Raw genomic sequence first — 25,084 nt, forward strand, 5'->3', positions numbered from 1 at the left:
TTTCTATATTTTAACGACTTCTACTTGGTCTTTACCAAGTAGAATCAAATATTTTTCAACTGTTTCTATTTGATAAGAACGAGATAGAGCCTCTGCATAGAGGTCTAATTGTCCTCGATAGCGTTCAACAAGTTGACTAACATGCTCATAACGGTCTGTCTTGTAGTCAAAGAGAGCAATCTTATCATCGTAGAGGAGATATCCATCTAAGATTCCACGGACAACAAAGTTTTCTTGGCTCTTCTCGTCTCTTTTTAACATTGAGAAAGGTTGTTCTCGATAGAGTTTATCTTGATTTGCAAGAATCTCTTGACCGAGAGCTGAATCAAAGAAGGATAAAATTTTTCCTAGATTGATTTTGGATTTGACAGCTGAACTTACTTGAACTTGCTCTAAGGCCTCTGTTAAAGTCTCTAAAGTGGGTTTCTTAGCTAGATTAATTCTCTGCATGAGTTCATGGGTAGCACTACCAATCTCAGCACCAGTAACTTTCTTAGTTTTAGAGAAATCAGAAAGGTTGAATTGAACAGTGCTTTCTTTTAGTTGACTTTGACCAGCTACTACTACACCTTCCATATCCATGACTGGTTCATAGAATTTTTTAAGCTGACTAGGGGTTTGTACACTTGGAAGATTGATTGCTGCACGGTGGATTTGGTTATACACTTCCACTTCTTTTAGCATTTCCAACGCATCTTTGATGGTTTCTGACTGGCGATTATCTGCTTGGGATTGGTCTTGGAGCTGACTTTTATTTTCCAATTCTCCGATAGCTTCTTTGGTTAGGCCTTCTTCACCTTCAAAGCGCACAGTGAAATGCAAATCCTCCTTAGAAAATGCTTGATAAATGGCCCAAATCCAATCTTGGAAATTAGTAGCGTCTAGTCTCGTTTCTCGAGTCAAAAGACCTTGCCCATTTGTTGGATATTCTTTAGATTCTAACTTTTCACGAGATCCTTTTCCAACTAAATAGAGTTTCTTCTCAGCACGTGTCATGGCTACATAAAGTAAACGCATGAGTTCAGAATAACTTGCTAATTGGAGTTCTTCCTTATTTTGAGTATATGTCAAGCTAGGAATAGATAATTTAATGGTAGATGGAACATATTCCTCTTTTGCATTTGTAGCGACTCTAGCTACATAATTTAACCCAATTCCATTTGTGCGACTGAGGATAACCTCAGACATAGTATCCTTCTTATTAAATTTTTGATCAATATTGAGGATAAAGACATAAGGAAATTCAAGCCCCTTACTCTTATGAATACTCATAAGTTCTACAGCATCCTTAGGTGGAGCTACAGTGACACTGGCAAGGTCGTGCTTGGCTTCCAAGACTTGATCAATCATAGTTATGAAACGTGATAAGCCTTTAAAATTACTCTTTTCAAACTGGTCAGCTCGTAGTGCTAGGGCATAGAGGTTGGCCTGTCTAGCCTGACCATTTGGTAAAGCACCAACATAATCATAGTAGAAACGTTCGCTATAGATTTTCCAAATAAGGTCATAAAGCGAATGAGTTTTTGAGAACAAACGCCAAGAATTAACAGTTTCCAAGAAAAGATTAAGCTTTTTATGGAGTTCAGATCTTATTAAATCCTTTTGAAGACCAATTTTCTCCTGAGCATTGACTAGTTTCTCATAAAAGTTTTCTTGAACCTTATCCTCAGATTTCTGAAGAGCGAGACGAGCCAATTCATCCTCATCAAAGCTAAACATCGGAGATTTCATTAGAGCAACCAAAGCGAAATCTTGAAGAGGGTTGTGAATGACACGAAGAGTATCCAACATAACCTGCACTTCTAGGGATTGCAAATAGTTTGATTGGGCGCCGTCTGTCTTGACTGGAATACCATACTCAGACAAGGCAAGTAGGACCTGGTCATTGCGACTTCTGCTGGCAGTTAAGAGAGCCATGTCCTTGAAAGGTACACCCTTATCATTATGAAGGTAAATTATCTCCTTAAGCACCATGCGCATTTCACCAGTTAATTTGTTGGTTGCAAGTTCTTCCTCATCATCAGAATCGCTATCATCCTTATCATATAAGAGAACTTCTGCCTTGTTTTCAGGATTTACTTGAATATCAGTATTTCCAAAAACAAGTTGATGCATACCGTCATAAGATATCTCTCCTACTTCCTCGTCCATGAGATGTTTAAAGACATCATTCGTAGCATCTAGAACCTCTGAACTACTACGGAAATTTTCCTTAAGCAGAATTAACTGACCTTCTTTGCCATCTTGAGCAAAGCTATGAAATTTTTCATTGAAAATCTGTGGGTCTGCTTGTCTGAAACGATAAATGGACTGCTTAATATCTCCTACCATAAAACGATTATGACCGTTTGAGAGGAGTTCCAGCATTCTCTCCTGGATGTGGTTGGTATCCTGATATTCATCGACCATGACTTCGTGGAAGCGTTCCTGATACTCTTGACGCACCTGTGGGAAGTTTTCTAAAATCTCAATGGTATAGTGGCTAATATCCGCAAATTCGAAGGCATTCTCTTCGCGTTTTCGTTGTCGATAGGCATCAACAAAATCTCTCATGAACACTTGGAATGTCTTTGCCAAGTCCCAGGACTCTTGATGATAATCTTCTTGGAATTTTAGTAAAGTGATTTGATCATTGAGTGCAATCAGCTTCTCAAATTTTGCTTTTCTCTCTTGGTTGTAGGTTTCTTTCAAGTCTTGCAGTTCGGCCTTACGACTAGCATTTGTAAGAGCACGACCTCCCTTATCCTTAGAGATACTAACAACTCGTTCTAAAACTTCTTGGTATTGATTAAAAGTTGATTCGTTGGTTAAAGCTCCGATTTCATCAAGAACTTGTTGAACAGATTCTAAATAAGCTGCTTTACCAAATTCCTTGGCATCATTATCCAAATGGTAACGGAAAAAGCTTTCTAAATCACAGAGTTTCTCCTTTATATCGTCTACAAGGTTTTCTTTAGCAACTGTAAAATCAGCCTTTTCAAAACCTTTTAGGAAAGATTCCTCTAGCCAAGCCTGAGGATTGCTAGTAGATTGCAAAAAATCATAAATCATATAGACCTGTTTACGTAGTCCACGCGCGTCTTTGCTTCTACCTGCAAAGTTTTTGACCAAGCGACTAAAATTATCTTTATCCTGGCCTTGGTAGTGCTGTTCAAAAACTTGTCGAAAAACCTCATTTTTTAAGAGGAGTTGCTCACTTTCATTCTGAAGAATGCGAAAATTTGGAGACAGGTCAAGAAGATAGCCGTGCTTGGTCAGGAATTTCTGGGTAAAAGAGTCCATGGTCCCAATCGCGGCATTGGGTAAATCAGCTAATTGTCTGCCGAGGTGTTTTTTTAGTTCCACATCTTGCGTTTCTTGGATTTGTTGGCTAATTTTCTTTTCCAAGCGTTCTTTTAACTCGGTTGCTGCCTTTACCGTAAAGGTTGAGATAAAGAGTTGGCGAATCTCAACACCACGTGCTAGTTGGTCAAGAATTCGTTCAGCCATGACAAAAGTTTTTCCCGAACCAGCTGAAGCTGAAACCAAAATATTTTGACCAGAGCTATAAATAGCTTGAATTTGTTCAGCTGTTTTCTTTGGTTTCTTGTTAGACTGAGCTTCTGCTACTTGCAAGGCTGCAATCTCTTCTTGGGTTAAAAATTTCATCGCTCCAACTCCTCTCTGATTTTATTAAACCAAGCTTCCTTGGCATTGCTCTTGGCAACTTTCTCTAAAAATCTCGCCTGACCTAGATGGTAATTGGCTTCAAAACCTGTAATAGCTTGATATTGTTGAACATAGGGTGCAATGCTTCTACCGTTTTCTGTATAAGGGTTGATCGCAAATTCACCAGATAAAATCTTCTCTGCCGCTTTTTTGTAGAGAAGGGCATTATAGTCCAACAATAACTGGAATTCCTCATCAGACAACTGATAAGTCTTGTTTTTATTGTAAAACTCTCCAAGGTTTTTTATCTCTTTCTCAAGAAAGAGTCCTTGATACTTCATGCTCTTATTCGCTTCTGCTACAGCCTTTGAAAGAGTTTTATTGGCTTGTAGAGTTTGAATCGGTTCAGTCATCTCTAAATACATGGCACCAAAGAAGTCTCTATTCCCTTCTTTTTTAAGTGCAGCTAGATAGGTTGGTAATTGCGAGTTAAGACCGTTATAAAAGAGAGGAAACTTAAACTGAGTCAAAGAAGACTTATAATCTACAACACCAATAGCTCCATCTGATTTTAGACGGTCGATACGGTCGACTTTACCACGGACATAGACATTTCTGCCGTTTTCTAACTGAACAAAAGCTTGTTCCTTGCTACCAAAGACTGCTTCTTCCTGAATCGTTTCAACATCCGCATTATGTCGAAGAATGTGTCCTGTAGCATGTGCGACATCCAATAGGACTTCCTTGGTGAATTGAGCATCCAAACTTTCCTGATAAATGGCTTGAAACTCACGTTCTTGACTAGTTTCAGAGATTGCTTGTTCTAAACGACGATCAAAGGATTCATTAGGCGAAAGTTTCATTGCTCGTTCAAAAATACGATGCAAGAAATTACCGTGACTTCGTGCATCAGGACGCAAACGCAATTCTTCCTGCAAACCTAAGACATAACGGAGATAGTAACTGTATTCATTACGGTAAAATTCTGTTAATCCAGAAGTAGATAGATAGAAATCTTGATCTTCAGGATACAAGACTTTCAAAGTTTCAGAATCTAAAATCTTGCTCTTTGGACTTGTTGGTAAAACTGGATTTTCTAAACCTTGGTCTTCCAACTTTTTACCCATCACACGAGCCAGAACTTTTACAAAAGTTAAGTCTTGGTCACTTGTCTCACTCTCACCTTGCTGATGATAGGCAACAAGACTAGACAAAAGGCTGTGATAAGAACCAATATCATCCTTTGTTAGATTTTTTCGGTCAATTCTCTTTTCAATCTTGCTAAAACCAAAGTCCTGTAATTCTTTCAGATATACCGACTCTTTACTCTCATTTTCATTGAGTAAACTTGGCGCCGATAAGACTAATTGTTTCCTAGCAGAGTTGACCAACGAAAGCATAGTATAGCGATTCTTCTTGAGGTTTTCTTGACTTGCAATCAGTAATTGAGAACCTTCTTGAGTTGCTCGGTTCAGCACTTCTCTTTCTTCATCGCTCAACAAACTGGTGTTTTGAGCAATTTTAGGCAAGTGATCTTGAGTTAAACCAATTGCATAGATGTAATCAGCTGTCAAGGGTGCAATCAAATCATAACTCTGCACCAGGACAGTATCTACCGTTGCTGGAATTGTACGATAATTGGACAAGCTCATGCCTGAATGAAGAAGAGCTAAGAAATCATCCAAATTGACCTTAGAACCTTCAAATACAGTTGCAAATTGCTCCATTACGTGGCAAAATGCTTTCCAGACTTCCTCTTGTCTTTCTTGCTCTGCTACTTCCATCGTTGCAGATAAGGTTTGTAACTGCTTGGTCAAATGAGCATCTTTCAAAAAGTTGTTCCATTTTGAAAGAAGATTCTCAGCTTTTTGCTTACGACTAGATAATAAAGTTTCTAATGGATTTAGAACACGAAAACGAAGCTTGTTTAACTTCTCTAAATCAAATTTCCCATGATGATTTTTGGTAAATTCTTGTTTAAAACTAGAGAGACCATCAATTCCTAGATAACGAAGATATTGCTCAAAGCTATCGATTTCCTCTTGACTAAGGTCGGTATATAAGCCGGTTCGTAGGAGATTAATCAAATCTTCTTGACGGAAATTGTATCGTTTCAAACGCCCGATGGATTCTGCATATTGAGTCAAAGGGTGGTGAGCCATAGACTCACTCTTACCTAGATAAAAAGGAATTTGATATTGATTAAAAATTGTCTGCAGAGACAGTTTATAAGACTCTACGTCACCTAATAGGATTCGAAAATTTTTATAGCTTAGTTCTGGCTCTTGGTGCAATTTCTGGCGAATACTACGAGCAACTAACTCCAGCTCTTCTTTTTGGGTTAGACAAGACCAAATTTGCAAATCTTCTCTATCCTTATCATCCACTTCTAAGCTAATTTCAGAATAATCATAAGCACTTTCGAGTAGTCTTGAGGCTTTGGCAAAGGCATCAAGTTTCTCATGTTCTTGACAAGTATTTTCTGCCTTAGTCTGATATTTAAAAGCTAAATGGCGTAGAAACTCAACACTGGCTTGGTAGAGGTTCCCTTCACTAAATGGGCTAGTATAAGATTTCTTAGACGCATATACACCAATAACAATCTCAACACCCTTACGATAAAGTAGATCCACTAGGTGTTCTTCTTCTGCAGAAAATCGGGTAAAACCATCAATGACTAGGGCAATCTTACTAAAATCACTACTTACCTTGTTTTCTTCGATAGCATTGATCAGATATGATAATTGACTCCCTTGCGAAACTTGACCTTGATTCAGATAAGCTGTTACCTTTTCAAAAATCATGAGCAAATCAGAACGTTTATCAGCGTCAGATAGACTTTCTAAATCCAAAAAACTCATCTTAGCAGTTGTCATTTCATGGTAAATCTCAATCAATTGTTGGATGAATTGCGGATCTTGCTTAATAGCCCCGTAAACACGTAAATCCTTAGGGTCTATCTCAGACAGACATTTATAGAAAGCCATACCAAGACCGATATCATCGAGACTTGACTTCGCGGGTATATCGTTTAAAACCAGATAACGAGCCATCTGAGCGAAGCGCGTGACTGTGATCGCAAAAGAAGCCTGCTGACTCAAGCACTCCAGGACGGCACGTTCCTTTTCAAAAGAAAGAGAGTTAGGAGCTATGTAAAAGACTCGTTTGCCTTGGGCAACCAGTCCTTGAGCCTCCTTGGTCAGGATTTCTGTCAAAGAAGTCCGAATATCGGTATAAAGTAGTTTCATCTCTGCCTCGTTTGATTTTTTCATTACCTTTCATTATACCATTTTTTGACTGCTAATCCTATAAATAGAGAGTTCTTAAACTACTGATAAAAAGTAAAATGCCAGAAATTTCCGGCATTGATCGATAAGCACTATCTTCATGAAAATACAAGCATCCATAAATCCCAAAATGCTGTAATGTTAATCATGATATGGAGTAAAATGGGATAATAGAGAGAGTGAGTTTTTCGGTAGAGCAATGCTAAAATCGTTCCTCCACTTGCATAGGTGAAAAAGGCGAGTGGTGTTAAACCTGAACTGACATGCACATAGCCAAAGACGCAGGCTGATAGTAAAACATCTCCATACCAAGGTGAATCTTTCAAAAATGTATTCATCAGAACTCCACGGTAAACCAATTCTTCTGTAATTGGTCCTAGTAGACAAACAATAAGTAAAAGATAAGGTAACTCTTGTCGCCCTGTCATCTCAGTCAATTCATTTAAAGCGATTTGATTGGACGTTGCTGGGGTTAAAAAAGAAAACACAATATCTGAAAGATAACTGACTCCATAAGCAAGAAGCAAATAAACTAGATATCTCCATTTCTACTTCAACTCAAGCATTTTTCTACCTTCGAATACTAGTAAATATAGCATAGCTAGAAGAATAACGATAAACTCTAAAAAAGCAAGAATTTGAAAAAATTCTCGACTAGCAGCTACAAATCTAGCTGTAAAGTGATTAAAAATCCACCAAAACCAAGTCTTCCTATAAATAATTACTAACAAGGCTAGTAAAATCTGTACTGCTCTTTTTTTCATGATAAGTCCTCTGCTTTTTTATCCATTATCAGTATATCGCAAGTTTAGTATAGCATATATTTGCCAAAAAGCTTCTTCAAATCATGAATTGTAATTGAAACGTCCTAAATTGACATAGTAATCCTTATTTCCACTAAATTATGCTATAATATAGACAAAACACGTGAAAAGGAACTACTATGATTAAACTACTTGCCCTTGATATGGACGGAACTCTGCTCAACGAAGCCAAGGAAATTCCTCAGGCTCATATTAATACCATTCATAAGGCTGTCGAAAAAGGCGTCAAACTGGTTCTCTGTACTGGTCGTCCTCTCTTTGGGGTTCTTCCCTACTACAAGAAACTCGGACTTGATTTGCAGAATGAATACGTCATCGTCAACAATGGATGTTCTACCCACCAAACTAGTGATTGGGGCCTTGTTGACTGGAGAGAACTTAGCAAATCAGACATTGAATACCTAAATGAACTTGCTGAAAAGAGTGAGGTCCAGTTGACTCTCTTTGACGAGGAACACTACTTCGTTCTCGGAGGCGAACCAAATCCTATCGTAAAATACGATGCGACACTCGTCTTTTCTGACCTGACTGAAATTTCACTAGAGGAAGCTACCAGTGGAAAATATCGCATGTTCCAGGGTATGTTCTTAGGTACAAAAGAACAAACAGATGATTTTGAACAACGATTTGCTGATGAACTTTGTCAGAGATTTAGCGGAGTTCGTTCACAACCAGTTATCTATGAAGCAATGCCACTCGGTACCACAAAAGCTTCTGCTCTTTCTCGCTTGGCTGAGATTTTGGATATCCAACCTTCTGAAATCATGGCCATGGGTGATGCCAATAACGATATTGAGATGATAGAATTTGCAGGGCTTGGGATTGCCATGGGAAATGCCAGCGACTACGTCAAATCTCTCGCGGATGCCGTAACTGCTAGCAATGAAGAAGATGGTGTTGCACGTGCTATTGAGAAATATATTTTGTAGAAAATAAGCCCAGTCAACTAGTATTTCTAGCCAACTGGGCTTTTTATTTTTAGAAACTTAAAAACTTTAGAAACACTTTAGAAATGCTTGACGATTCTTTGATATCTATGCTTTATACTAGAATTATAAAAATAAAACATCTTATACTCTTCGAAAATCAAATTCAAACCACGTCAGCTTCGCCTTGCCGTACTCAAGTACAGCCTGCGGCTCGCTTCCTAGTTTGCTCTTTGATTTTCATTGAGTATTAAAGATTAAAGGAGAAAACTATGAAAACAGTCCTCGAAATCCATGGCTTGTCCAAACAATTTGGCAAACAACCTATTCTACAAGATCTTAGTCTCTCAGTTAAAGAAGGAGATATCTATGGACTTATCGGAAAAAATGGTGCTGGTAAAACAACTCTGATTAAAATTATTACCCAATTATTATCTGCTGACCATGGAACGATTTCCCTATTTTCTAGTCAAGGGTATAAGGAGTGCACGAAAGCCCTATCTCGAGTAGGTTCAGTCATTGAATCCCCAGTAGCTCACAATCATTTAACAGCCTATCAAAATCTAAGATACTATTGTACGATTCGACATATCCCAAATGCTGATCAAGTCATTCAGGAGACATTAAAGTATGTGGGGTTAACAGATACAGGTAGAAAAGTTTTTCGAGATTTCTCTCTTGGGATGAAACAACGTCTAGGCATTGCTATTGCCCTCCTATCAAAACCAGACTTTCTCATCCTTGATGAACCCATCAATGGTCTTGACCCAATCGGTATCAAAGAGTTTCGTCAAATGATTCAACGTCTGCATCAAGAGAAAGGAATGACCATTCTCATCTCTAGTCATATCTTGTCAGAACTTTATCTGGTTGCCAATCGCTTTGGAATTCTGGACCAAGGAAAAATCATTCGAGAAATCAGTAAGGCTGAATTTGAGACACTGAATGAAGACTATATCGTTCTGAAAACAAGTGAAAAAGAAAAAGCTAGTCAAATCTTAAAAGACAAAGTGCGTCTTGAATTTAAAGTTGTGAATTCAGATAATGAGATTCATATTTTTAGTCATGAACAAGATGTCAAACGAATTCTCAAAGAACTTACTCTAGCAGATGTCGCTGTTGATGAGATTTACTATGCTCGTCAAAATCTTGAAGAATACTTCACACAATTAGTAAAATAGGAGGAAGATCATGATTCATACAATTCAAGCAGACTTTTACCGTCTTTTCCGTTCCAAAGGTTTTTGGATTACAGAGATTGTTCTCTTTGCACTCATGTTAATGGGAGCTACTATTGGGGCTACAGGACATCTAATGTCAGTTAATACAACGCCCCCAGAATCAGAAATTCCAACCCAAGGTTGGAATGGTGTGCAAGCCCTGATTAACGCATCGAGTCAAGGTTCAAACCTCGTTTTTCTCTGTATTATCCTTGCTTGCCTCGTTCTGGGAGTTGACCTTATCGGAAAACTCTATAAAAACAGTTTGACAGTAGGGGTTTCTCGTACAGAATTCTTTCTAGCCAAATCTGTTGTATTAGCCAGTATCGCTCTAATGCAAATTCTTATTAGCCTAGTTATTGCTTTCGTACCAGCAACTATCCTAAACGGAGTAGGAACCATGCCAGAAGGATTTATTGGCAATCTCCTTCTAACGATTGGTCTTCAATTCCTCTGCCTTCTTGCTTGGCTTTCCATTATTTCCTTCATTCTCTATGTGACTCATTCTTATCTGGCTGTTTTCATTGGCTATTTAATCAGTTCTATCTTACTTTCAACGCCGATGCTTATCTTTCCAGATATCGAGATTTTACGCTATTTATCCTTAAATGTTGCCTATGCCATGACTGCCTATAGTCAAGCTGTTCTATACACCATTATCGTTACAGTTACTGTTATTCTATTCTTTACCGTTAGTGGACTTGCTGTTTTCAAGAAGAAAAGCTTATAAAAATGACCTCCTCTTTTTAAAAAGAGGAGGTTCCTTGTTTTAAAAGAGTATCTTAACTGTAAACCAGGCACCATCTGTACTTAGTTGTAGTTCTGCTCCAAGGAGATGGGATAGTTCTTCAGTAATATAAAGACCTAAACCAGAGGATTCTTCTGTATCTGATAGGTTTTCAGAGTAAAATCGTTGACTGAGATTTTCAATTTTTCGAATGGGTTGTTTGACCAGATTTGAAATTTCCAAACAGATATGATTGTCCACTTCCTTCAGAGAAAATCTCGCTTCATCCTTCCCATGTTTTAAAACATTGCCAATGAGATTTTGTAACATACGGTCTAATAAATCTGAATCAGTCAGCAAATACAAACTAGGTTCCACTTGTAAATCAAGGTTAATCTTTGCCGTCTGAAATGAATCATAATAGGTCAGCAGTTTTTGCGTCATAAATGTCGAGACTTCTAACTCAGATAAGTCAGGTTTAACTGCTCCTTCCATTAATCGACGATAGTCCAAAAGAGCCTCTAGACGTTTTGAAACTTGATTGAGATGATGGGCAATTTTTTTCAAACTCTCAGACTCAGGATTTTCTGTTTTAAGCAATTGCTGAGTATAACCCGACGCAATCGTTAAAGGGGTTCGAATATCATGTGCAATATTGCTAATAGCCATGTCTAAAGTCTGCTTTTCACGCTTCATAATCAAGCGTGACTGCTCAACTTCTTGAAAGAGATGATTGATTTGCTTGTAAAGATGTAAAAAATCCTTGGAGAAAGTTGACACTCCGATTCTCTTCATACTTCCAGTCAGAATCTTGTCTTCAATCTGTTGGGTCAAGCTCATGAGTGCTAGATGATAGCGAATCAACCCTATCGTCAATAGGATAATAACCATTAGTAGCAAAGATAGTAAAATATAGATCATTGCTCATCTCCTTTTAACCGAACACCAACTCCCCAGATGGTTTCAATATACTCTTGCTCTGGATCTAGTTGGCTTAATTTTTTACGGAGATTGCTTAAATGAGTGTTGAGAGTATTGTCGCCTGGTAAATAAGTATCCTCCCAGACCAATTCATAGAGTTCTTCTTTCGTGAAAATTTTCTTAGGATGTCTCAACAAGGTTTGGAGAATCAAGCATTCTTTCTTAGCTAGGCGAATAGTTTCCTGGCAATTTTTGATTTCAAAACTATCTGCATCAAATTGAATATTTTTTAACTGTTGAATCAACTTGTCTGGATGTTCGATTTCAGCTGCTTGCTTGTCACTTTTTTGACGTAATTGTACCGTAACCCTGGCAAAAACTTCATCCAAATCAAAAGGCTTTACAATATAATCATTAGCACCATCTAAGAGATATTGGCTGATGAGCTTTTTATCGCTTAGGGCAGTTAGCATGATGACAGGAACTGAACTATCGTGTCTAATGGCTTTTAAAACTTGATCACCATTTTTACCCGGTAGCATAATATCTAACAAGATTAGATCAATGTCACCTTGTTCAAATCGTATCATTCCTTCAGTACCAGAAAAAGCCTGAATCACCTCATGCTCCTCAGAAAGAAGAGTTCTCAAAATTTCTTGAATCTCATTATTATCTTCAACGATAAGTATTCTAGCCATAAACACCAACCTTTCTAATAGTATTATATCATGTTTTTTTAGGAATTTCGGATAAAGAAAAACTCTCCTTCATGCTTAAATACGAAGAAGAGTTCATTAGCTATATTAAATTAAAGCTGTCAAAGCGGTGATAAGTCCAAAAACGATACCAGGTGCATTAGCTGCTGCCAAAGGGATATCTCGTTCTTTTTTAAAGAGACCGTAGTAAACCCAAAGACTGCAGTTAAGTGCAGCTACTGCCGGTTGGATAAAATTCCCTTTTTGACCCGCAAGATTGTTCATAATTTGTGGAATATAAGAGACATACATCATTACAGACATAAAGGTTGCAATCCAACCCAGTGTTTTCATTTGTTTTTCAGACATTTTCTTCTCCTTTCAAAAACAATTTCCATTATACACTTTTTTTAAAAATAATGAAGTTTAAAAAGCTATTTGTTAAAAACTTGTAAATTATCACAAGATTGTGATAAGAGAATTCGTAAAAATGGCGGTGGGACAGAAATCGATAGACAATGTCTCGATTTCGTAGTCCCAGCCCCGCGAGGATGATATTAGGAGCTTTTTGGAGTCTAAAAGACGAACAAAAGGTTCAATCAGCTACCGCGTCAAAGTTTGATTGCTAATAAAAAGTGAGGTCGGAATCTTTTGTCCCAACCTCACTCTTATTCATTTAGAAAACTTACTTCTTCTCAATCGGTGCTACACTGGCTAAAAGTTTTTTAAGGCCGACTTCTGGGAAATTGATTTTCAATTCCTGAGTAGATCCACTTCCTGAAACTTCTAGAACAGTTCCTTCGCCCCACTTCTTATGAAGGGCAATATCACCAATAGACCAGCTTGTCTCACTAGAAGCTGATGTAGAACCAGCTGAAAACTGTCCAAAAGGTAGTCCTTTTGATTCAATTGATCTTGGTGCTGCGTTGCGTTTACGATCTTGTAGAGCTTGAGCTAGGCTCATGCCTTGACCAAAGGCAACACCTCCACTACTATAGGATGCTTTGAAGCTACTATTAGCAGGACGCGCCAAACCTTGATAAGTTAACAAATCTGAACTAATCTCATTGATAAAGCGTGTTGGGCGATTATAGTTCGTTCGACCAAATAGCAAGCGTGAGTTAGCATTGGTTAGATAAAGGATTTTCTCTGCGCGCGTGATACCGACATAGGCTAGACGGCGTTCTTCTTCCAATTCATCCACGTCCTCTGCTGCACGACTAAGTGGAAAGACATTTTCTTCCATCCCAATCAAGAATACAACTGGAAACTCGAGTCCCTTGGCCGCATGGAGCGTCATCAAGGTTACTTCTGATGTTTCCTGACTGCCAGAGTCTGTATCTGCAATCAAGGCCAAATCGTTCAAGAAGCGACTGAGCTTATCCAAGCCAGTTTCATCTTCTTGATTATCTGGATTATCATCGAAGTTCTTGGTAACAGAAAGGAACTCTTCGATATTTTCAACACGAGCCTTACTTTCCAAAGTCGCCTGAGCATTGAGAATATCTACGTAGCCTGTCTTTTCCAAGACTGCTTCCACTAACTCAGTAATGGTTAACTGATCCAGTTGCTCCCGCAAATCAAGAATCATATTGGCAAAATCCCAGATTGACTGGGCTGCCTTACCTTTAATCCCTGATAACATGATGTTAGCTGAAGCATCAAGCATCGACATATTTTGTAGGTTGGCAAAGTCACGGATTTTCTCTACTGTTCCTGGTCCAATGCCACGTTTTGGTTCATTAATAATCCGCTCAAAACTGATATTATCACTCAAATTGGCGATGAGATTAAGATATGCGATAATATCACGGATTTCCTTACGGCTATAGAACTTAGTTCCACCGACCATAGTATAAGGAATATTGGACTTGAGCAGAGCTTCTTCAATGGTACGAGACTGGGCATTGGTACGGTAAAGAACCGCAAAATCCTTGTGGAGGAAGTTTTGGCTTCGACCAAGTTCATCGATGGTTTTAGCGACAAAGACAGCCTCGTCTTGTTCATCATTAGCGCGATAGTAGACAATCTGTTCCCCATCCGCATTTTGAGTCCAGAGATTCTTAGGACGGCGATTTTTATTGTTTTTGATAACGTCATTAGCAGCTTGTAGGATGGTTTTGGTTGAGCGGTAATTTTCCTCCAACAAAACAACCTTGGCTTGAGGATAATCCTTCTCAAAATCCAAGATATTCTGCATATCAGCACCACGCCAACCGTAGATAGACTGGTCAGCATCCCCAACCACACAGATATTTTTGAAGCGTGAAGCCAAAAGTTTGACTAGTTGATACTGGGCATGGTTGGTATCTTGATACTCATCAACATGGATATATTGGAACTTTTGCTGATAATAAGTCAAAACATCAGGATTTTGGTCAAAGAGCCGCAAAGTCAACATGATCAAGTCGTCAAAGTCCACTGACTCTGACTGACGAAGTTCTTTCTGATAGGCTGTATAACACTTAGCTACAATTTGCGTGTACATATCTCCTGCCTGGGCAGCATAAGCTACATCGTCAATCAGATCATTCTTAGCATTGGAAATGGTTCCCAAAATGGTACGTTCATTCCATTTTTTAGGATCCAAGTTCAACTGCTTGAGAATACGTTTCATGAGCGTTCGCTGCTCCCCTGGATCCACAATCGTGAAATTGCGATTGTAGCCAATGTGGTCGGCATCGCGCCGTAGGATACGCACGCACATAGAGTGGAAGGTCGCGATCAAACAATCCTGAGTAGCTGGATTGAGTCCATAAGCACGCTCCTTCATTTCACGCGCAGCCTTATTGGTAAAGGTAATGGCCAAGATATTCCATGGGTTTACCAACTTTTCATCAATTAAGTAGGCAATACGGTGGGTTAAAACACGAGTCTTACCAGATCCCGCCCCCGCCATGATCAGCAAGGGTCCTTCTGTGGTTTGAACAGCCTCGGCTTGACGGTCATTCATTCCCTTTAATAAATCGTTCATTTTCTCTTCCTTATTCTTCAAGTCAATGTTTCTATTATATCAAAAAAGTTTGAAAATAACTTTTCTTAAGAGCCTTCTGATTACTTTAGTTGGCAAGACAAGAAGAGGCTGGGACAAAAGTCCTAGCCTCTCAATTCTCTTTTGATTGTCGAGCAAGACGCAGTGGTTGAGTGGGCTCTACTACGCTGATTTCATCAGCTTTTACAGCCCCTACTCAACTGTGCGGAGGTGGGACGACGAAATCGAATTCTAACGAATTACCGATTTCTGTCCCACTCTCAGTAATTCTTCTATTAATCCTTTATAGACTGCAAAAGCGTCATTAGGGCCTGGGCAGAACGACGTCCTGCTTCTACGATAAATTCATCAAAGGAAACGGATGCTTCATGGTTTGCATTGTCACTCATGGCACGAACGACTAAGAAAGGAAGGTTCAAAGCATGAGCTGCTTGAGCAATAGCTGCTCCTTCCATCTCTACAGCAAGAACTTGAGGGAAATGTTCTTTTATCGCTTTGATTTTATCTTCTCCAGCAACAAAACTGTCACCTGTCGCAATCAAACCTAAATGCCAAGTTTGGTCCAGTTTAGACAAACTCTCTTGAATCAAGCTGATAAACTTTTTGTCTGATTCAAAATAGAGAGGCTGTTGAGCCATTTGTCCGTATTCATAACCAAAAGCAGTCACATCAACATCGTGGTAGGTAAGCTTGTCTGCAATCACTACATCCCCTACTGCGATTCCACTTGCCACTGCACCAGCAGAACCAGTATTAATCACTGCATCGACTTCAAAGTGATCTGCTAAGATAGCGACACTCATCGCAGACATGACTTTACCAATACCACTCTCTACAAGTACAAGCTCAACAGAACCAATCTTACCAGTATGATAGCTATGTCCCAGAACCTTTTCCTCACTGGCATCATCCAAGTGTTGAATCAAGTATACTAGCTCTTCTGGCATAGCTGCAATAATTCCAATTTTCATGATAGACCCCTTAAATAAATCTCATTGCTAAAATTAACAAAATCAAGAGAAAAATAACTGCAAAAAGAATCTTGTTTAATTTAGAATTAAAGACATTTCTCTTGGTATTTTCAATCCGACGACTTTTGTGAATAGAAGGTTCAACTTCGATGGTCAGTGTATCCTGGCTAAAACCATGATCTTTAGTTCGCGAATAGCCAAAATTTTGAGAAGAAGTCGGTAAAATCTTAGTTTCCTCATCATCTAGCAAGGGAGGCCCTGAGATGTCCTCTCCTCGATTGGCACGTTCAATCATTTCATCTGTTAATAAAGGTTTACCCATGGGTTCCTCCACTATTTTTTTGTAATTCCCAGTACTGAATAGCCATGATAGTCTTGGCATCACAAATATCACCTGACTGGATCAGTTCTTTAGCTTGGTCAAGACTGACTTCAAGTAACTCTAAAGTCTCATCTTCATCCTGAGGACGAGGATTTTCAACTTTTGTCAAATCACTTGCCAAGTAAAGTTTTAAGCGCTCGTTACAAAATCCAATCGCAGAGTAAAAATCATAGAGAAGGATTAATTTACCAGTATAGGCTGCTTCTTCTTCTAATTCACGAAGTGCTGCAGCTTCTGGATCTGCATTCTCCCCAATTTCCAGTTTACCTGCAGGAATTTCATAAGAGACTTTTTCAATCGCCTTGCGATATTGTTTAACAAGGACAACCTTATTATCTGGAGTAACTGCAAGGACACAAACTGCTCCATTGTGGAAAATCAAATCACGTTGCGCAGTACCTTTTCCAGAAGGTAGTTCAACCTGATCTTGAACTAGCTGAAAAATAGGCCCTTTATAAATTTCTTTACGACTAAGTGTCTTTTCTTCAAATTCCATCGTTAGCTCCTATTTATTGTTAGGATGGTGAGGGAGGCGAGTTGCATATTCGTCCTTATTAATTTGGCGACCTCGTCCAATAGCAATGGCATCAGCTGGAACATCCTTAGTAATGGTTGAACCTGCCCCAACAAGAGAATTATCTCCGAGTTCTACTGGAGCAATGATGGTTGAATTTGAACCAACGAAAACATTGTTACCAATGGTTGTTTTAAACTTGTGTTGACCATCGTAATTTACAGTAATGGTTCCTGCACCGAAGTTGACATCACTACCAACTTCACAGTTTCCAATGTAAGTTAAATGTCCTGCCTTAGTATTCTCCCCAATGCTAGAACCTTTGACTTCAACAAAGTTCCCAATATGTACATCTTTTGCAAGGCTTGATCCTGGACGGATATGAGCATAAGGACCAACTGTAACGCCATCAGCAACCGTGCTTTCTTCAATCATCGAGTTTGTAATCACTGCCCCTGAACCGATAGTGCTATCAAGGATATAAGTTCCATTAGTCAAAACAGTTCCTGCACCAATCTTACTAGAACCTTTGAGGGTTACATTCGCTTCAATTTGAACCTCTGGAGCAATTTCAACATCGATGTCAATGTAAGTAGCTTCAGGATTCACAAAACTAACTCCATTGACCATATGCGCTTGGTTAATACGGCGACGCATGATGCCTTCAGCTGTCGCAAGGGCAACACGGTCATTAACTCCGAGACTTTCATCAAAGTCTTTCAGAGTATAGGCTCCGACTTTTTCTCCAGCTTCACGGAAAATGCCGATGACATCAGTAATGTAGTATTCGCCTTGGGCGTTGTTGGTGTTGATATTCTTCAAAGCTTCAAAGAGGCGTGCATTATCAAAGACATAGGTTCCTGTATTGATTTCCTTGATTTGTTTTTCAAAATCAGTCGCATCCTTCTGCTCCACGATACGAAGCACTTCAGCATTCTCATTACGAACAATACGTCCATAACCAAATGGGTCTTCAGCTTCTGCAGTTAGGATTGTAGCTACGTTCTTGTGATTAACGTGGAAATCAATCAAGTTCTTTAGACTTTCACCAGTAATGAGTGGTGTGTCACCAGCAATAACCAATGTTTGTCCAGAAAGTCCTTCAAGAATTGGCTCAGCCATCATAACCGCATGACCAGTTCCTAATTGCTCAGACTGTCTTACAAAATCAGTTTGACCAGCTAAAACTTGCTCCACAAGTTCTGCCTTATGACCCACAACCGTTACTGTTTTTTCAGGATTGATGGCTCCTACGCTACGAAAAACATGCTCAAGCATTGAAATTCCTGCAACCTTGTGCATGACTTTTGGTAGATCTGATTTCATACGAGTACCTTTACCCGCTGCTAAAATAACTGCATAATTTGCCATATTTTTCTCTTTTCTATAGAAATTCCCTTATATTATATCATAAATTTGCTTTTTCAAACACAAAAGAGGGCAAATGCTTTAAAACATCGCATTCTCTAGATGATTTCGAGTATTTTTTTTTGATTTTTTTCACCATTTACGATACACTATAAAAGTATGAGAAAGAAAATAAATCCTGTTTTTATTTTTACTGTATTAGCTACTCTCGTGGGTATTTTAATCATCAATAGACCCAAGTTCGAAGACCATCCAGTCAAAACAAAGCAAAATCCAGTTCAAGTAGAAACTCAAGCTTTACATAATATCAACAAGCCGATTATTGATGTTTCTGGCTGGCAAAGACCATCAGAGATCAATTATGACACCTTAACTCAAAATATTTCAGGTGCAATCGTTCGGGTTCATAGTGGAGCTCAAGTTTCTGTTGAAAATGACGCTTCATTCAAAAATGGGGTCGATAAGGCTTATAAAGAACATATCACAGAATTTCAAAAACGAAATGTTCCAGTCGCTGTTTATGCCTATGTAGCTGGAAAAAATGTCGAAGAAATGGAAAAAGCTGCTGAAGCCTTTTATAACGCTGCTTCCCCTTACAACCCGAGCTACTATTGGTTAGATGTTGAAGAAAAGACTATGTCTGACATGAACCGGGGTGTTGAGGCCTTTCGTGCTAAATTAGCTTCATTGGGTGCAAAAAATATCGGTATCTATGTTGGTGTTTACTTTATGGAGGAACATAGTATCAGCGTTGATAATTATTCAGCTATCTGGATACCTTCCTATGGAACCAACTCAGGTTACTATGAGAGTGCTCCAAAAACAGATCTTAGCTATGACCTTCACCAATACACTTCACATGGAAATCTTGGTGGATTTGAACATCACCTCGATTTGAATCTCATTTCTTCATCAAAGAACAAGGAAGAAACCTTTAGAAAATTGTTTTTAAATCCTTAATCACTATCACAATAAGCAAGTCAGACATTGCTTTCTGCTTGCTTTTCTTTATTTTTCAGTATTAAATCACTGTTTTATCTTTATAGAATATGAATCTCGGAGGACCTCTATGTTATCATGGTTATCAAAAATTATTAAGGGAATTGTAATCGCCCTAGGTTTCATTCTACCAGGGATTTCTGGTGGTGTTCTTGCTGCTATCTTGGGAATTTATGAGAGAATGATTCGATTTCTTGCCCATCCTTTTAAGAATTTAAAAGAAGATGTGCTCTTTTTCCTTCCTGTCGGCATTGGAATGCTTCTAGGTATCGGACTTTTCTCCTATCCAATCGAGTATCTTTTAGAGAATTATCAAGTGTATGTATTGTGGAGTTTTGCTGGAGCTATCATTGGTACTATCCCAAGTCTTGTCAAAGAATCAACTCGTGACTCTGATAGAGACAAGGTTGACCACATATGGTTTTGGGCAACCTTCATCATCTCAGGTATCGCCCTCTATGCCTTGAATTTTGTAGTTGGTTCTCTATCTGCAAGTTTTCTTAACTTCACACTGGCTGGTTGTTTGTTGGCGCTTGGTATTTTGGTTCCAGGGCTTAGTCCTTCCAATCTTCTCTTGATTCTTGGCCTTTATGGCCCTATGTTAACAGGGTTCAAGACTTTTGATTTGTTTGGGACCTTCTTACCAATTGGGATTGGGCTTCTTATCACTCTGATTATTTTCTCTAAATTCATGGACTATGCTCTTCGCCTTTATCACTCACGTGTGTATCATTTTATCATTGGGATCGTACTATCAAGTACACTCTTGATCCTTATTCCAAATGCTGGCAATGCTGAAAGTATTAGTTACAGTGGTTTGTCACTAGTATCATATGTACTGATTGCTTTCTTCTTTGCCCTAGGGATTTGGTTGGGAATCTGGATGAGTCAATTGGAGGATAAGTATAAATAATGGCAAAAAAAGTAAAAGTCAAGAAAACCTTGGTCCAACAAATTTTAACCAAGGCAGGAATAAACCATACAGGTATTCAAATTAATGCCTTGGAAGGTGAGATGCCTCAAGGTTATGAAAAGAGTCAAATTTTCAAGACTCTAGCACTTCTGGGAGATAAAACTGGACCAATTATTGGAATCGTGCCTATCACTGAACATCTTTCTGAAAAGAAACTGGCTAAGATTTCTGGTAATAAGAAAGTCAGCATGATTCCACAAAAAGACCTAGAAAAAACAACAGGCTATATCCACGGTGCCAATAATCCAGTTGGAATCCGTCAAAAACATAACTATCCTATCTTTATCGACCAAACTGCTCTTCACCTGAATGAAATGATTGTTTCCGCAGGGGAGGTTGGTCATAGTATCATTATCAATCCTCAAGATCTAGCATCCTTTGTTAAAGCTGAATTTGCAGATATCTTGGAGGCAAGTAACACATGAAATTCTATTTTATTCGTCACGGTAAAACACTTTGGAATCTGGAGGGACGTTTTCAAGGAGCAAGCGGGGACTCTCCACTCCTTGAGGAATCCATTGAGTCCTTAAAAAAACTAGGGCAGTATCTCCAGGAAACTCCATTTGATGTAATTTATTCTAGTGATCTTCCTCGAGCTAAAACTTCTGCTCAAATTATCCAAAGTCAACTGAAAAACAGCTGTCCATTAGAAGAGATACCCCCACTAAGAGAATGGCAACTTGGAAAACTTGAAGGTGCAAAATTTGCAACCTTAGAAGCCATCTATCCCGAGCAATTAAAAGCTTTTCGTACCAATCTAGCAAAATTCGATTCGACTATGTTTGGAGCAGAGTCTGTCTATCAAACAACTCAACGAACCATTCAATTTATCAAATCATTAGAGTCCAAACCTTTTGAACATGTTATGATTGTTGGTCACGGTGCCAATCTCACAGCCAGTATTCGAACTCTTCTAGGCTATGATACTCCACTACTTAGAAAAGATGGCGGTTTAGCAAATGCTAGTGTTACTATTGTCGAAACAGAAGACTTTAAAAACTTCAACCTCTTAGTCTGGAACGACACTTCTTATCAAAATTAGAACTGAACTTAACAATCGCTGTTAAGTTCTTTTTAGATTTTGTAGAATATCCGTGAATTTATTTGACTTTTATGATAAAATGGGAGTATCGCAAAAAAGACTCATCGTATCAAGAATTGAGTAAAAACTAGGAGGAAACCATGTCAACAGAACATATGGAAGAACTAAATGACCAGCAGATCGTTCGCCGTGAAAAAATGGCTGCGCTCCGCGAACAAGGAATCGATCCATTCGGTAAACGCTTTGAACGCACTGCTAACTCACAAGAATTAAAAGATAAATATGCTGACCTTGACAAAGAACAACTACACGATTTAAACGAGACTGCTACTATCGCTGGACGTTTGGTAACAAAGCGTGGTAAAGGTAAGGTTGGATTTGCCCACCTTCAAGACCGCGAAGGTCAAATTCAAATCTATGTTCGTAAAGACGCTGTTGGTGAAGAAAACTACGAAATCTTTAAAAAGGCTGACCTCGGTGACTTCCTTGGTGTTGAAGGTGAAGTGATGCGTACAGATATGGGAGAGCTCTCTATCAAAGCTACTCACATCACACACTTGTCTAAAGCACTTCGTCCCCTTCCAGAGAAATTCCACGGTTTAACAGACGTTGAAACAATCTACCGTAAACGTTACCTTGATTTGATTTCTAACCGTGAAAGCTTTGACCGCTTCGTCACACGTTCAAAAATCATTTCTGAAATCCGTCGTTATCTAGACCAAAAAGGATTCCTTGAAGTTGAAACACCAGTTCTTCACAACGAAGCTGGTGGTGCTGCTGCCCGTCCATTTATCACACACCACAATGCTCAAAACATTGACATGGTGCTTCGTATCGCGACTGAGCTTCACTTGAAACGCCTTATCGTTGGTGGTATGGAGCGTGTTTATGAGATTGGCCGTATCTTCCGTAACGAAGGGATGGATGCTACACATAATCCTGAGTTCACTTCTATCGAAGTTTACCAAGCATACGCAGACTTCCAGGATATCATGGACTTGACTGAAGGCATCATTCAACACACTGCTAAAGCTGTTAAAGGCGATGGTCCGGTTATCTATCAAGGAACTGAAATCAAGATCAATGAATCATTTAAACGTGTACACATGGTTGATGCAATCAAGGAAATTACAGGTGTTGATTTCTGGAAAGATATGACTTTCGAAGAAGCTAAAGCTATCGCTGCTGAGAAGAAAGTTCCAGTTGAAAAACACTACACTGAAGTTGGTCATATCATCAATGCTTTCTTTGAAGAATTTGTTGAAGAAACTTTGATTCAACCTACCTTTGTCTATGGTCATCCAGTAGCTGTATCTCCACTTGCTAAGAAGAATCCAGAAGATGAGCGCTTTACAGACCGCTTCGAGCTCTTCATCATGACTAAAGAATACGGAAATGCCTTTACTGAGCTCAACGACCCAATCGACCAGCTTAGCCGTTTCGAAGCTCAAGCCAAAGCCAAAGAGCTTGGTGACGACGAAGCAACAGGCATTGATTACGACTACATCGAAGCACTTGAATACGGTATGCCACCAACAGGTGGTTTGGGAATCGGTATCGACCGTCTCTGCATGCTCCTCACTGATACAACTACTATCCGTGATGTATTGCTCTTCCCAACTATGAAATAAAATACAAATCTCCTAGTTACTTTCTAGGAGATTTTTTAGTAATCCCAAAAAAGACAAACTCAATGTTGAGCTTGTCTTTAAATTTTCTTATTAGAATAAACCTAGAACTGTACCATCACTTTCAACATCCATGTTGAGAGCTGCTGGGCGTTTTGGAAGTCCAGGCATGGTCATAACGTCACCAGTAAGAGCAACGATAAAGCCTGCACCCAATTTTGGTACTAACTCACGAATAGTAATTTCAAAGTTTTCAGGGGCTCCAAGAGCATTTGGATTATCTGAGAAACTGTATTGAGTTTTAGCCATACAGATTGGCAATTTGTCCCAACCATTTTGTACGATTTGTGCGATTTGAGTTTGAGCTTTCTTCTCGAAGTTTACTTTGCTTCCACGATAGATTTCAGTGACAATCTTTTCAATCTTCTCTTGTACTGAAAGGTCATTGTCATACAAACGTGCATAGTTAGCTGGGTTTTCGTCAATCGTTTTGACGAGAGTTTCAGCTAGAGCTACTCCACCTTCTGCTCCATCGGCCCATACGCTTGCTAATTCAACTGGAACATCGATTGAAGCACAAAGTTCTTTCAAAGCTGCGATTTCAGCTTCTGTATCAGATACGAACTCGTTAATAGCAACAACTGCTGGAATACCGAACTTACGGATATTCTCAACATGACGTTTCAAGTTTGCAAATCCTGCACGAACAGCTTCTACATTCTCTTCTGTCAAAGCATCCTTAGCAACCCCACCATTCATCTTAAGAGCACGAAGTGTTGCAACAATCACTACTGCATCTGGTGAAGTTGGCAAGTTTGGAGTTTTGATATCCAGGAATTTCTCAGCACCAAGATCTGCACCAAAACCTGCTTCTGTCACTGTGTAATCTGCCAAGTGAAGGGCTGTAGTTGTAGCCAAGACAGAGTTACATCCGTGTGCGATATTGGCAAATGGGCCACCATGTACAAAGGCAGGTGTTCCATAGATGGTTTGAACCAAGTTCGGTTTGATAGCATCTTTCAAAATCAATGCCAAGGCACCTTCAACCTGTAGATCACCCACTGAAACAGGTGTACGGTCATAACGGTAACCAATGACGATATTGCCCAAACGACGTTTCAAATCTTCAATATCAGTTGCCAAGCAAAGGATGGCCATGATCTCTGAAGCAACAGTGATATCAAATCCATCTTCACGTGGAATACCGTTAAGAGGACCACCAAGGCCGACTGTTACGTGACGAAGAGCGCGATCGTTCAAGTCAACCACACGTTTCCAAAGAATACGACGTTGGTCGATTCCTAGCTCATTTCCTTGGTGCAAGTGATTGTCAATCAAGGCAGAGAGAGCATTATTTGCAGTTGTAATAGCGTGCATATCTCCAGTAAAGTGAAGGTTGATGTCTTCCATTGGTAAAACTTGTGCATAACCACCACCAGCAGCCCCACCTTTAATCCCCATAACAGGACCAAGAGATGGTTCGCGGATAGCAATCATGGTTTTCTTACCAATCTTATTCAAAGCATCAGCAAGTCCGATAGTGATAGTTGATTTTCCTTCACCAGCAGGTGTCGGATTGATAGCAGTAACCAGGATCAATTTACCGACTGGATTGCTCTCAACTGCACGAATTTTATCAAAGCTTAGTTTAGCCTTATATTTTCCGTACAACTCCAAATCATCGTAAGAGATACCAAGTTTCTCTACAACATCAACGATTGGTTTTAGCTCGATACTCTGTGCAATTTCAATATCTGTTTTCATAACAAACTCCTCTACCTCAAATGTGTTAATTCATTATATCATAAAATAAGATTTTTAACAGTCATAAAGCTTGCTAACGTTCGTAAATATCACAACACTTCAGACTTTCTTGGCTTCTTTTTAAATTTTTATATGCCTTTATAGGTTTTAACTATAGTTAAAAGCTCGGATTTCACATAATATTTTATCGCTTTCATTTTACT

At 39.1% G+C, this 25,084-nt stretch carries 19 protein-coding genes and 1 pseudogene; 8 read left to right on the forward strand and 12 right to left on the reverse strand.

Annotated elements, in window-relative coordinates; translation table 11 throughout:
• Positions 1 to 3 precede the first annotated feature (3 nt).
• The 3 genes and pseudogenes from addA to AC3E7H_RS06415 all read right to left on the reverse strand — a co-directional run bounded on the left by addA (position 4) and on the right by AC3E7H_RS06415 (position 7,699).
• Positions 4 to 3,648 carry a helicase-exonuclease AddAB subunit AddA gene (gene addA / locus AC3E7H_RS06405; protein ID WP_490676269.1) on the reverse strand — a complete coding sequence of 1,215 codons (3,645 nt, stop codon included), beginning with the start codon at positions 3,646 to 3,648 and terminating at the stop codon, positions 4 to 6.
• The gene (gene rexB / locus AC3E7H_RS06410; protein ID WP_490676276.1) at positions 3,645 to 6,896 is read right to left on the reverse strand and encodes an ATP-dependent nuclease subunit B; all 3,252 of its coding nucleotides are present in this window, start codon (positions 6,894 to 6,896) and stop codon (positions 3,645 to 3,647) included. The genes addA and rexB overlap by 4 nt, the downstream gene beginning before the upstream one ends.
• Before the next feature lie 137 nt (positions 6,897 to 7,033).
• Positions 7,034 to 7,699: pseudogene (locus AC3E7H_RS06415) on the reverse strand (CPBP family intramembrane glutamic endopeptidase).
• Positions 7,700 to 7,878: 179 nt separating this feature from the next.
• Here AC3E7H_RS06415 and AC3E7H_RS06420 point away from each other — a divergent pair.
• From AC3E7H_RS06420 to AC3E7H_RS06430, 3 genes are all read left to right on the forward strand, one after another.
• Complete coding sequence (locus tag AC3E7H_RS06420) at positions 7,879 to 8,688, forward strand: Cof-type HAD-IIB family hydrolase (RefSeq protein WP_049509710.1); 810 nt, start codon at positions 7,879 to 7,881, stop codon at positions 8,686 to 8,688.
• Positions 8,689 to 8,957: 269 nt separating this feature from the next.
• Positions 8,958 to 9,866, forward strand: a complete 909-nt coding sequence (locus AC3E7H_RS06425; protein ID WP_049509793.1) for an ATP-binding cassette domain-containing protein — start codon at positions 8,958 to 8,960, stop codon at positions 9,864 to 9,866.
• Between the two features lie 10 nt (positions 9,867 to 9,876).
• A complete protein-coding gene (locus AC3E7H_RS06430) occupies positions 9,877 to 10,635 on the forward strand; it encodes an ABC transporter permease (RefSeq protein ID WP_049509792.1) in 759 nt (252 codons plus the stop codon).
• Between the two features lie 39 nt (positions 10,636 to 10,674).
• On the opposite strand, the gene AC3E7H_RS06435 is transcribed toward AC3E7H_RS06430, so the two are convergent.
• The 8 genes from AC3E7H_RS06435 to glmU all read right to left on the reverse strand — a co-directional run bounded on the left by AC3E7H_RS06435 (position 10,675) and on the right by glmU (position 18,478).
• A complete protein-coding gene (locus AC3E7H_RS06435; protein ID WP_490676270.1) occupies positions 10,675 to 11,553 on the reverse strand; it encodes a sensor histidine kinase in 879 nt (292 codons plus the stop codon).
• Positions 11,550 to 12,251 carry a response regulator transcription factor gene (locus AC3E7H_RS06440; protein WP_049509789.1) on the reverse strand — a complete coding sequence of 234 codons (702 nt, stop codon included), beginning with the start codon at positions 12,249 to 12,251 and terminating at the stop codon, positions 11,550 to 11,552. The genes AC3E7H_RS06435 and AC3E7H_RS06440 overlap by 4 nt, the downstream gene beginning before the upstream one ends.
• Before the next feature lie 105 nt (positions 12,252 to 12,356).
• Positions 12,357 to 12,617: a SemiSWEET family transporter gene (locus AC3E7H_RS06445; RefSeq protein ID WP_049509788.1), complete on the reverse strand. Its 261-nt coding sequence runs from the start codon at positions 12,615 to 12,617 to the stop codon at positions 12,357 to 12,359.
• A 316-nt stretch (positions 12,618 to 12,933) separates the two neighbouring features.
• The gene (gene pcrA / locus AC3E7H_RS06450) at positions 12,934 to 15,222 is read right to left on the reverse strand and encodes a DNA helicase PcrA (protein ID WP_049509798.1); all 2,289 of its coding nucleotides are present in this window, start codon (positions 15,220 to 15,222) and stop codon (positions 12,934 to 12,936) included.
• A gap of 293 nt (positions 15,223 to 15,515) precedes the next feature.
• Positions 15,516 to 16,211, reverse strand: coding sequence for a 5'-methylthioadenosine/adenosylhomocysteine nucleosidase (locus AC3E7H_RS06455; RefSeq protein ID WP_000689807.1), 696 nt, complete (start codon positions 16,209 to 16,211; stop codon positions 15,516 to 15,518).
• 10 nt (positions 16,212 to 16,221) lie between these two features.
• On the reverse strand, positions 16,222 to 16,533 hold the full coding sequence (gene macP, locus AC3E7H_RS06460; protein WP_000517859.1) for a cell wall synthase accessory phosphoprotein MacP: 312 nt from the start codon (positions 16,531 to 16,533) through the stop codon (positions 16,222 to 16,224).
• Positions 16,526 to 17,089, reverse strand: a complete 564-nt coding sequence (locus AC3E7H_RS06465) for an NUDIX hydrolase (RefSeq protein ID WP_000393804.1) — start codon at positions 17,087 to 17,089, stop codon at positions 16,526 to 16,528. The genes macP and AC3E7H_RS06465 overlap by 8 nt, the downstream gene beginning before the upstream one ends.
• Positions 17,090 to 17,098: 9 nt before the next feature.
• Positions 17,099 to 18,478 carry a bifunctional UDP-N-acetylglucosamine diphosphorylase/glucosamine-1-phosphate N-acetyltransferase GlmU gene (glmU, locus tag AC3E7H_RS06470; RefSeq protein WP_000024820.1) on the reverse strand — a complete coding sequence of 460 codons (1,380 nt, stop codon included), beginning with the start codon at positions 18,476 to 18,478 and terminating at the stop codon, positions 17,099 to 17,101.
• 156 nt (positions 18,479 to 18,634) lie between these two features.
• Here glmU and AC3E7H_RS06475 point away from each other — a divergent pair, with 156 nt between their 5' ends.
• The 5 genes from AC3E7H_RS06475 (at position 18,635) to lysS (ending at position 23,120) form a co-directional block, all read left to right on the forward strand.
• Entirely contained in the window at positions 18,635 to 19,435 is an 801-nt protein-coding gene (locus tag AC3E7H_RS06475) for a glycoside hydrolase family 25 protein (RefSeq protein ID WP_001227600.1), read from the forward strand.
• A 109-nt stretch (positions 19,436 to 19,544) separates the two neighbouring features.
• Positions 19,545 to 20,387, forward strand: a complete 843-nt coding sequence (locus AC3E7H_RS06480; protein WP_000954130.1) for a DUF368 domain-containing protein — start codon at positions 19,545 to 19,547, stop codon at positions 20,385 to 20,387.
• Positions 20,387 to 20,872, forward strand: coding sequence for an aminoacyl-tRNA deacylase (locus AC3E7H_RS06485; protein ID WP_490676271.1), 486 nt, complete (start codon positions 20,387 to 20,389; stop codon positions 20,870 to 20,872). The genes AC3E7H_RS06480 and AC3E7H_RS06485 overlap by 1 nt, the downstream gene beginning before the upstream one ends.
• Positions 20,869 to 21,489: a histidine phosphatase family protein gene (locus AC3E7H_RS06490; protein WP_490676272.1), complete on the forward strand. Its 621-nt coding sequence runs from the start codon at positions 20,869 to 20,871 to the stop codon at positions 21,487 to 21,489. The genes AC3E7H_RS06485 and AC3E7H_RS06490 overlap by 4 nt, the downstream gene beginning before the upstream one ends.
• Before the next feature lie 140 nt (positions 21,490 to 21,629).
• Positions 21,630 to 23,120 carry a lysine--tRNA ligase gene (gene lysS, locus AC3E7H_RS06495; protein WP_373115177.1) on the forward strand — a complete coding sequence of 497 codons (1,491 nt, stop codon included), beginning with the start codon at positions 21,630 to 21,632 and terminating at the stop codon, positions 23,118 to 23,120.
• A gap of 90 nt (positions 23,121 to 23,210) precedes the next feature.
• On the opposite strand, the gene AC3E7H_RS06500 is transcribed toward lysS, so the two are convergent.
• Positions 23,211 to 24,881 carry a formate--tetrahydrofolate ligase gene (locus AC3E7H_RS06500; RefSeq protein WP_000845264.1) on the reverse strand — a complete coding sequence of 557 codons (1,671 nt, stop codon included), beginning with the start codon at positions 24,879 to 24,881 and terminating at the stop codon, positions 23,211 to 23,213.
• Between the last annotated feature and the right edge of the window lie 203 nt (positions 24,882 to 25,084).

The sequence above is a fragment of the Streptococcus sp. SCPM-O-B-15304 (M98) genome, assembly GCF_058200215.1.

What these genes read in the sequence shown, in the direction of transcription:
- addA (WP_490676269.1), bottom strand. Translation starts at nt 3,648, where the DNA reads ATGAAATTTTTAACCCAAGAAGAGATTGCAGCCTTGCAAGTAGCAGAA.
- rexB (WP_490676276.1), bottom strand. Translation starts at nt 6,896, where the DNA reads ATGAAACTACTTTATACCGATATTCGGACTTCTTTGACAGAAATCCTG.
- AC3E7H_RS06420 (WP_049509710.1), top strand. Translation starts at nt 7,879, where the DNA reads ATGATTAAACTACTTGCCCTTGATATGGACGGAACTCTGCTCAACGAA.
- AC3E7H_RS06425 (WP_049509793.1), top strand. Translation starts at nt 8,958, where the DNA reads ATGAAAACAGTCCTCGAAATCCATGGCTTGTCCAAACAATTTGGCAAA.
- AC3E7H_RS06430 (WP_049509792.1), top strand. Translation starts at nt 9,877, where the DNA reads ATGATTCATACAATTCAAGCAGACTTTTACCGTCTTTTCCGTTCCAAA.
- AC3E7H_RS06435 (WP_490676270.1), bottom strand. Translation starts at nt 11,553, where the DNA reads ATGATCTATATTTTACTATCTTTGCTACTAATGGTTATTATCCTATTG.
- AC3E7H_RS06440 (WP_049509789.1), bottom strand. Translation starts at nt 12,251, where the DNA reads ATGGCTAGAATACTTATCGTTGAAGATAATAATGAGATTCAAGAAATT.
- AC3E7H_RS06445 (WP_049509788.1), bottom strand. Translation starts at nt 12,617, where the DNA reads ATGTCTGAAAAACAAATGAAAACACTGGGTTGGATTGCAACCTTTATG.
- pcrA (WP_049509798.1), bottom strand. Translation starts at nt 15,222, where the DNA reads ATGAACGATTTATTAAAGGGAATGAATGACCGTCAAGCCGAGGCTGTT.
- AC3E7H_RS06455 (WP_000689807.1), bottom strand. Translation starts at nt 16,211, where the DNA reads ATGAAAATTGGAATTATTGCAGCTATGCCAGAAGAGCTAGTATACTTG.
- macP (WP_000517859.1), bottom strand. Translation starts at nt 16,533, where the DNA reads ATGGGTAAACCTTTATTAACAGATGAAATGATTGAACGTGCCAATCGA.
- AC3E7H_RS06465 (WP_000393804.1), bottom strand. Translation starts at nt 17,089, where the DNA reads ATGGAATTTGAAGAAAAGACACTTAGTCGTAAAGAAATTTATAAAGGG.
- glmU (WP_000024820.1), bottom strand. Translation starts at nt 18,478, where the DNA reads ATGGCAAATTATGCAGTTATTTTAGCAGCGGGTAAAGGTACTCGTATG.
- AC3E7H_RS06475 (WP_001227600.1), top strand. Translation starts at nt 18,635, where the DNA reads ATGAGAAAGAAAATAAATCCTGTTTTTATTTTTACTGTATTAGCTACT.
- AC3E7H_RS06480 (WP_000954130.1), top strand. Translation starts at nt 19,545, where the DNA reads ATGTTATCATGGTTATCAAAAATTATTAAGGGAATTGTAATCGCCCTA.
- AC3E7H_RS06485 (WP_490676271.1), top strand. Translation starts at nt 20,387, where the DNA reads ATGGCAAAAAAAGTAAAAGTCAAGAAAACCTTGGTCCAACAAATTTTA.
- AC3E7H_RS06490 (WP_490676272.1), top strand. Translation starts at nt 20,869, where the DNA reads ATGAAATTCTATTTTATTCGTCACGGTAAAACACTTTGGAATCTGGAG.
- lysS (WP_373115177.1), top strand. Translation starts at nt 21,630, where the DNA reads ATGTCAACAGAACATATGGAAGAACTAAATGACCAGCAGATCGTTCGC.
- AC3E7H_RS06500 (WP_000845264.1), bottom strand. Translation starts at nt 24,881, where the DNA reads ATGAAAACAGATATTGAAATTGCACAGAGTATCGAGCTAAAACCAATC.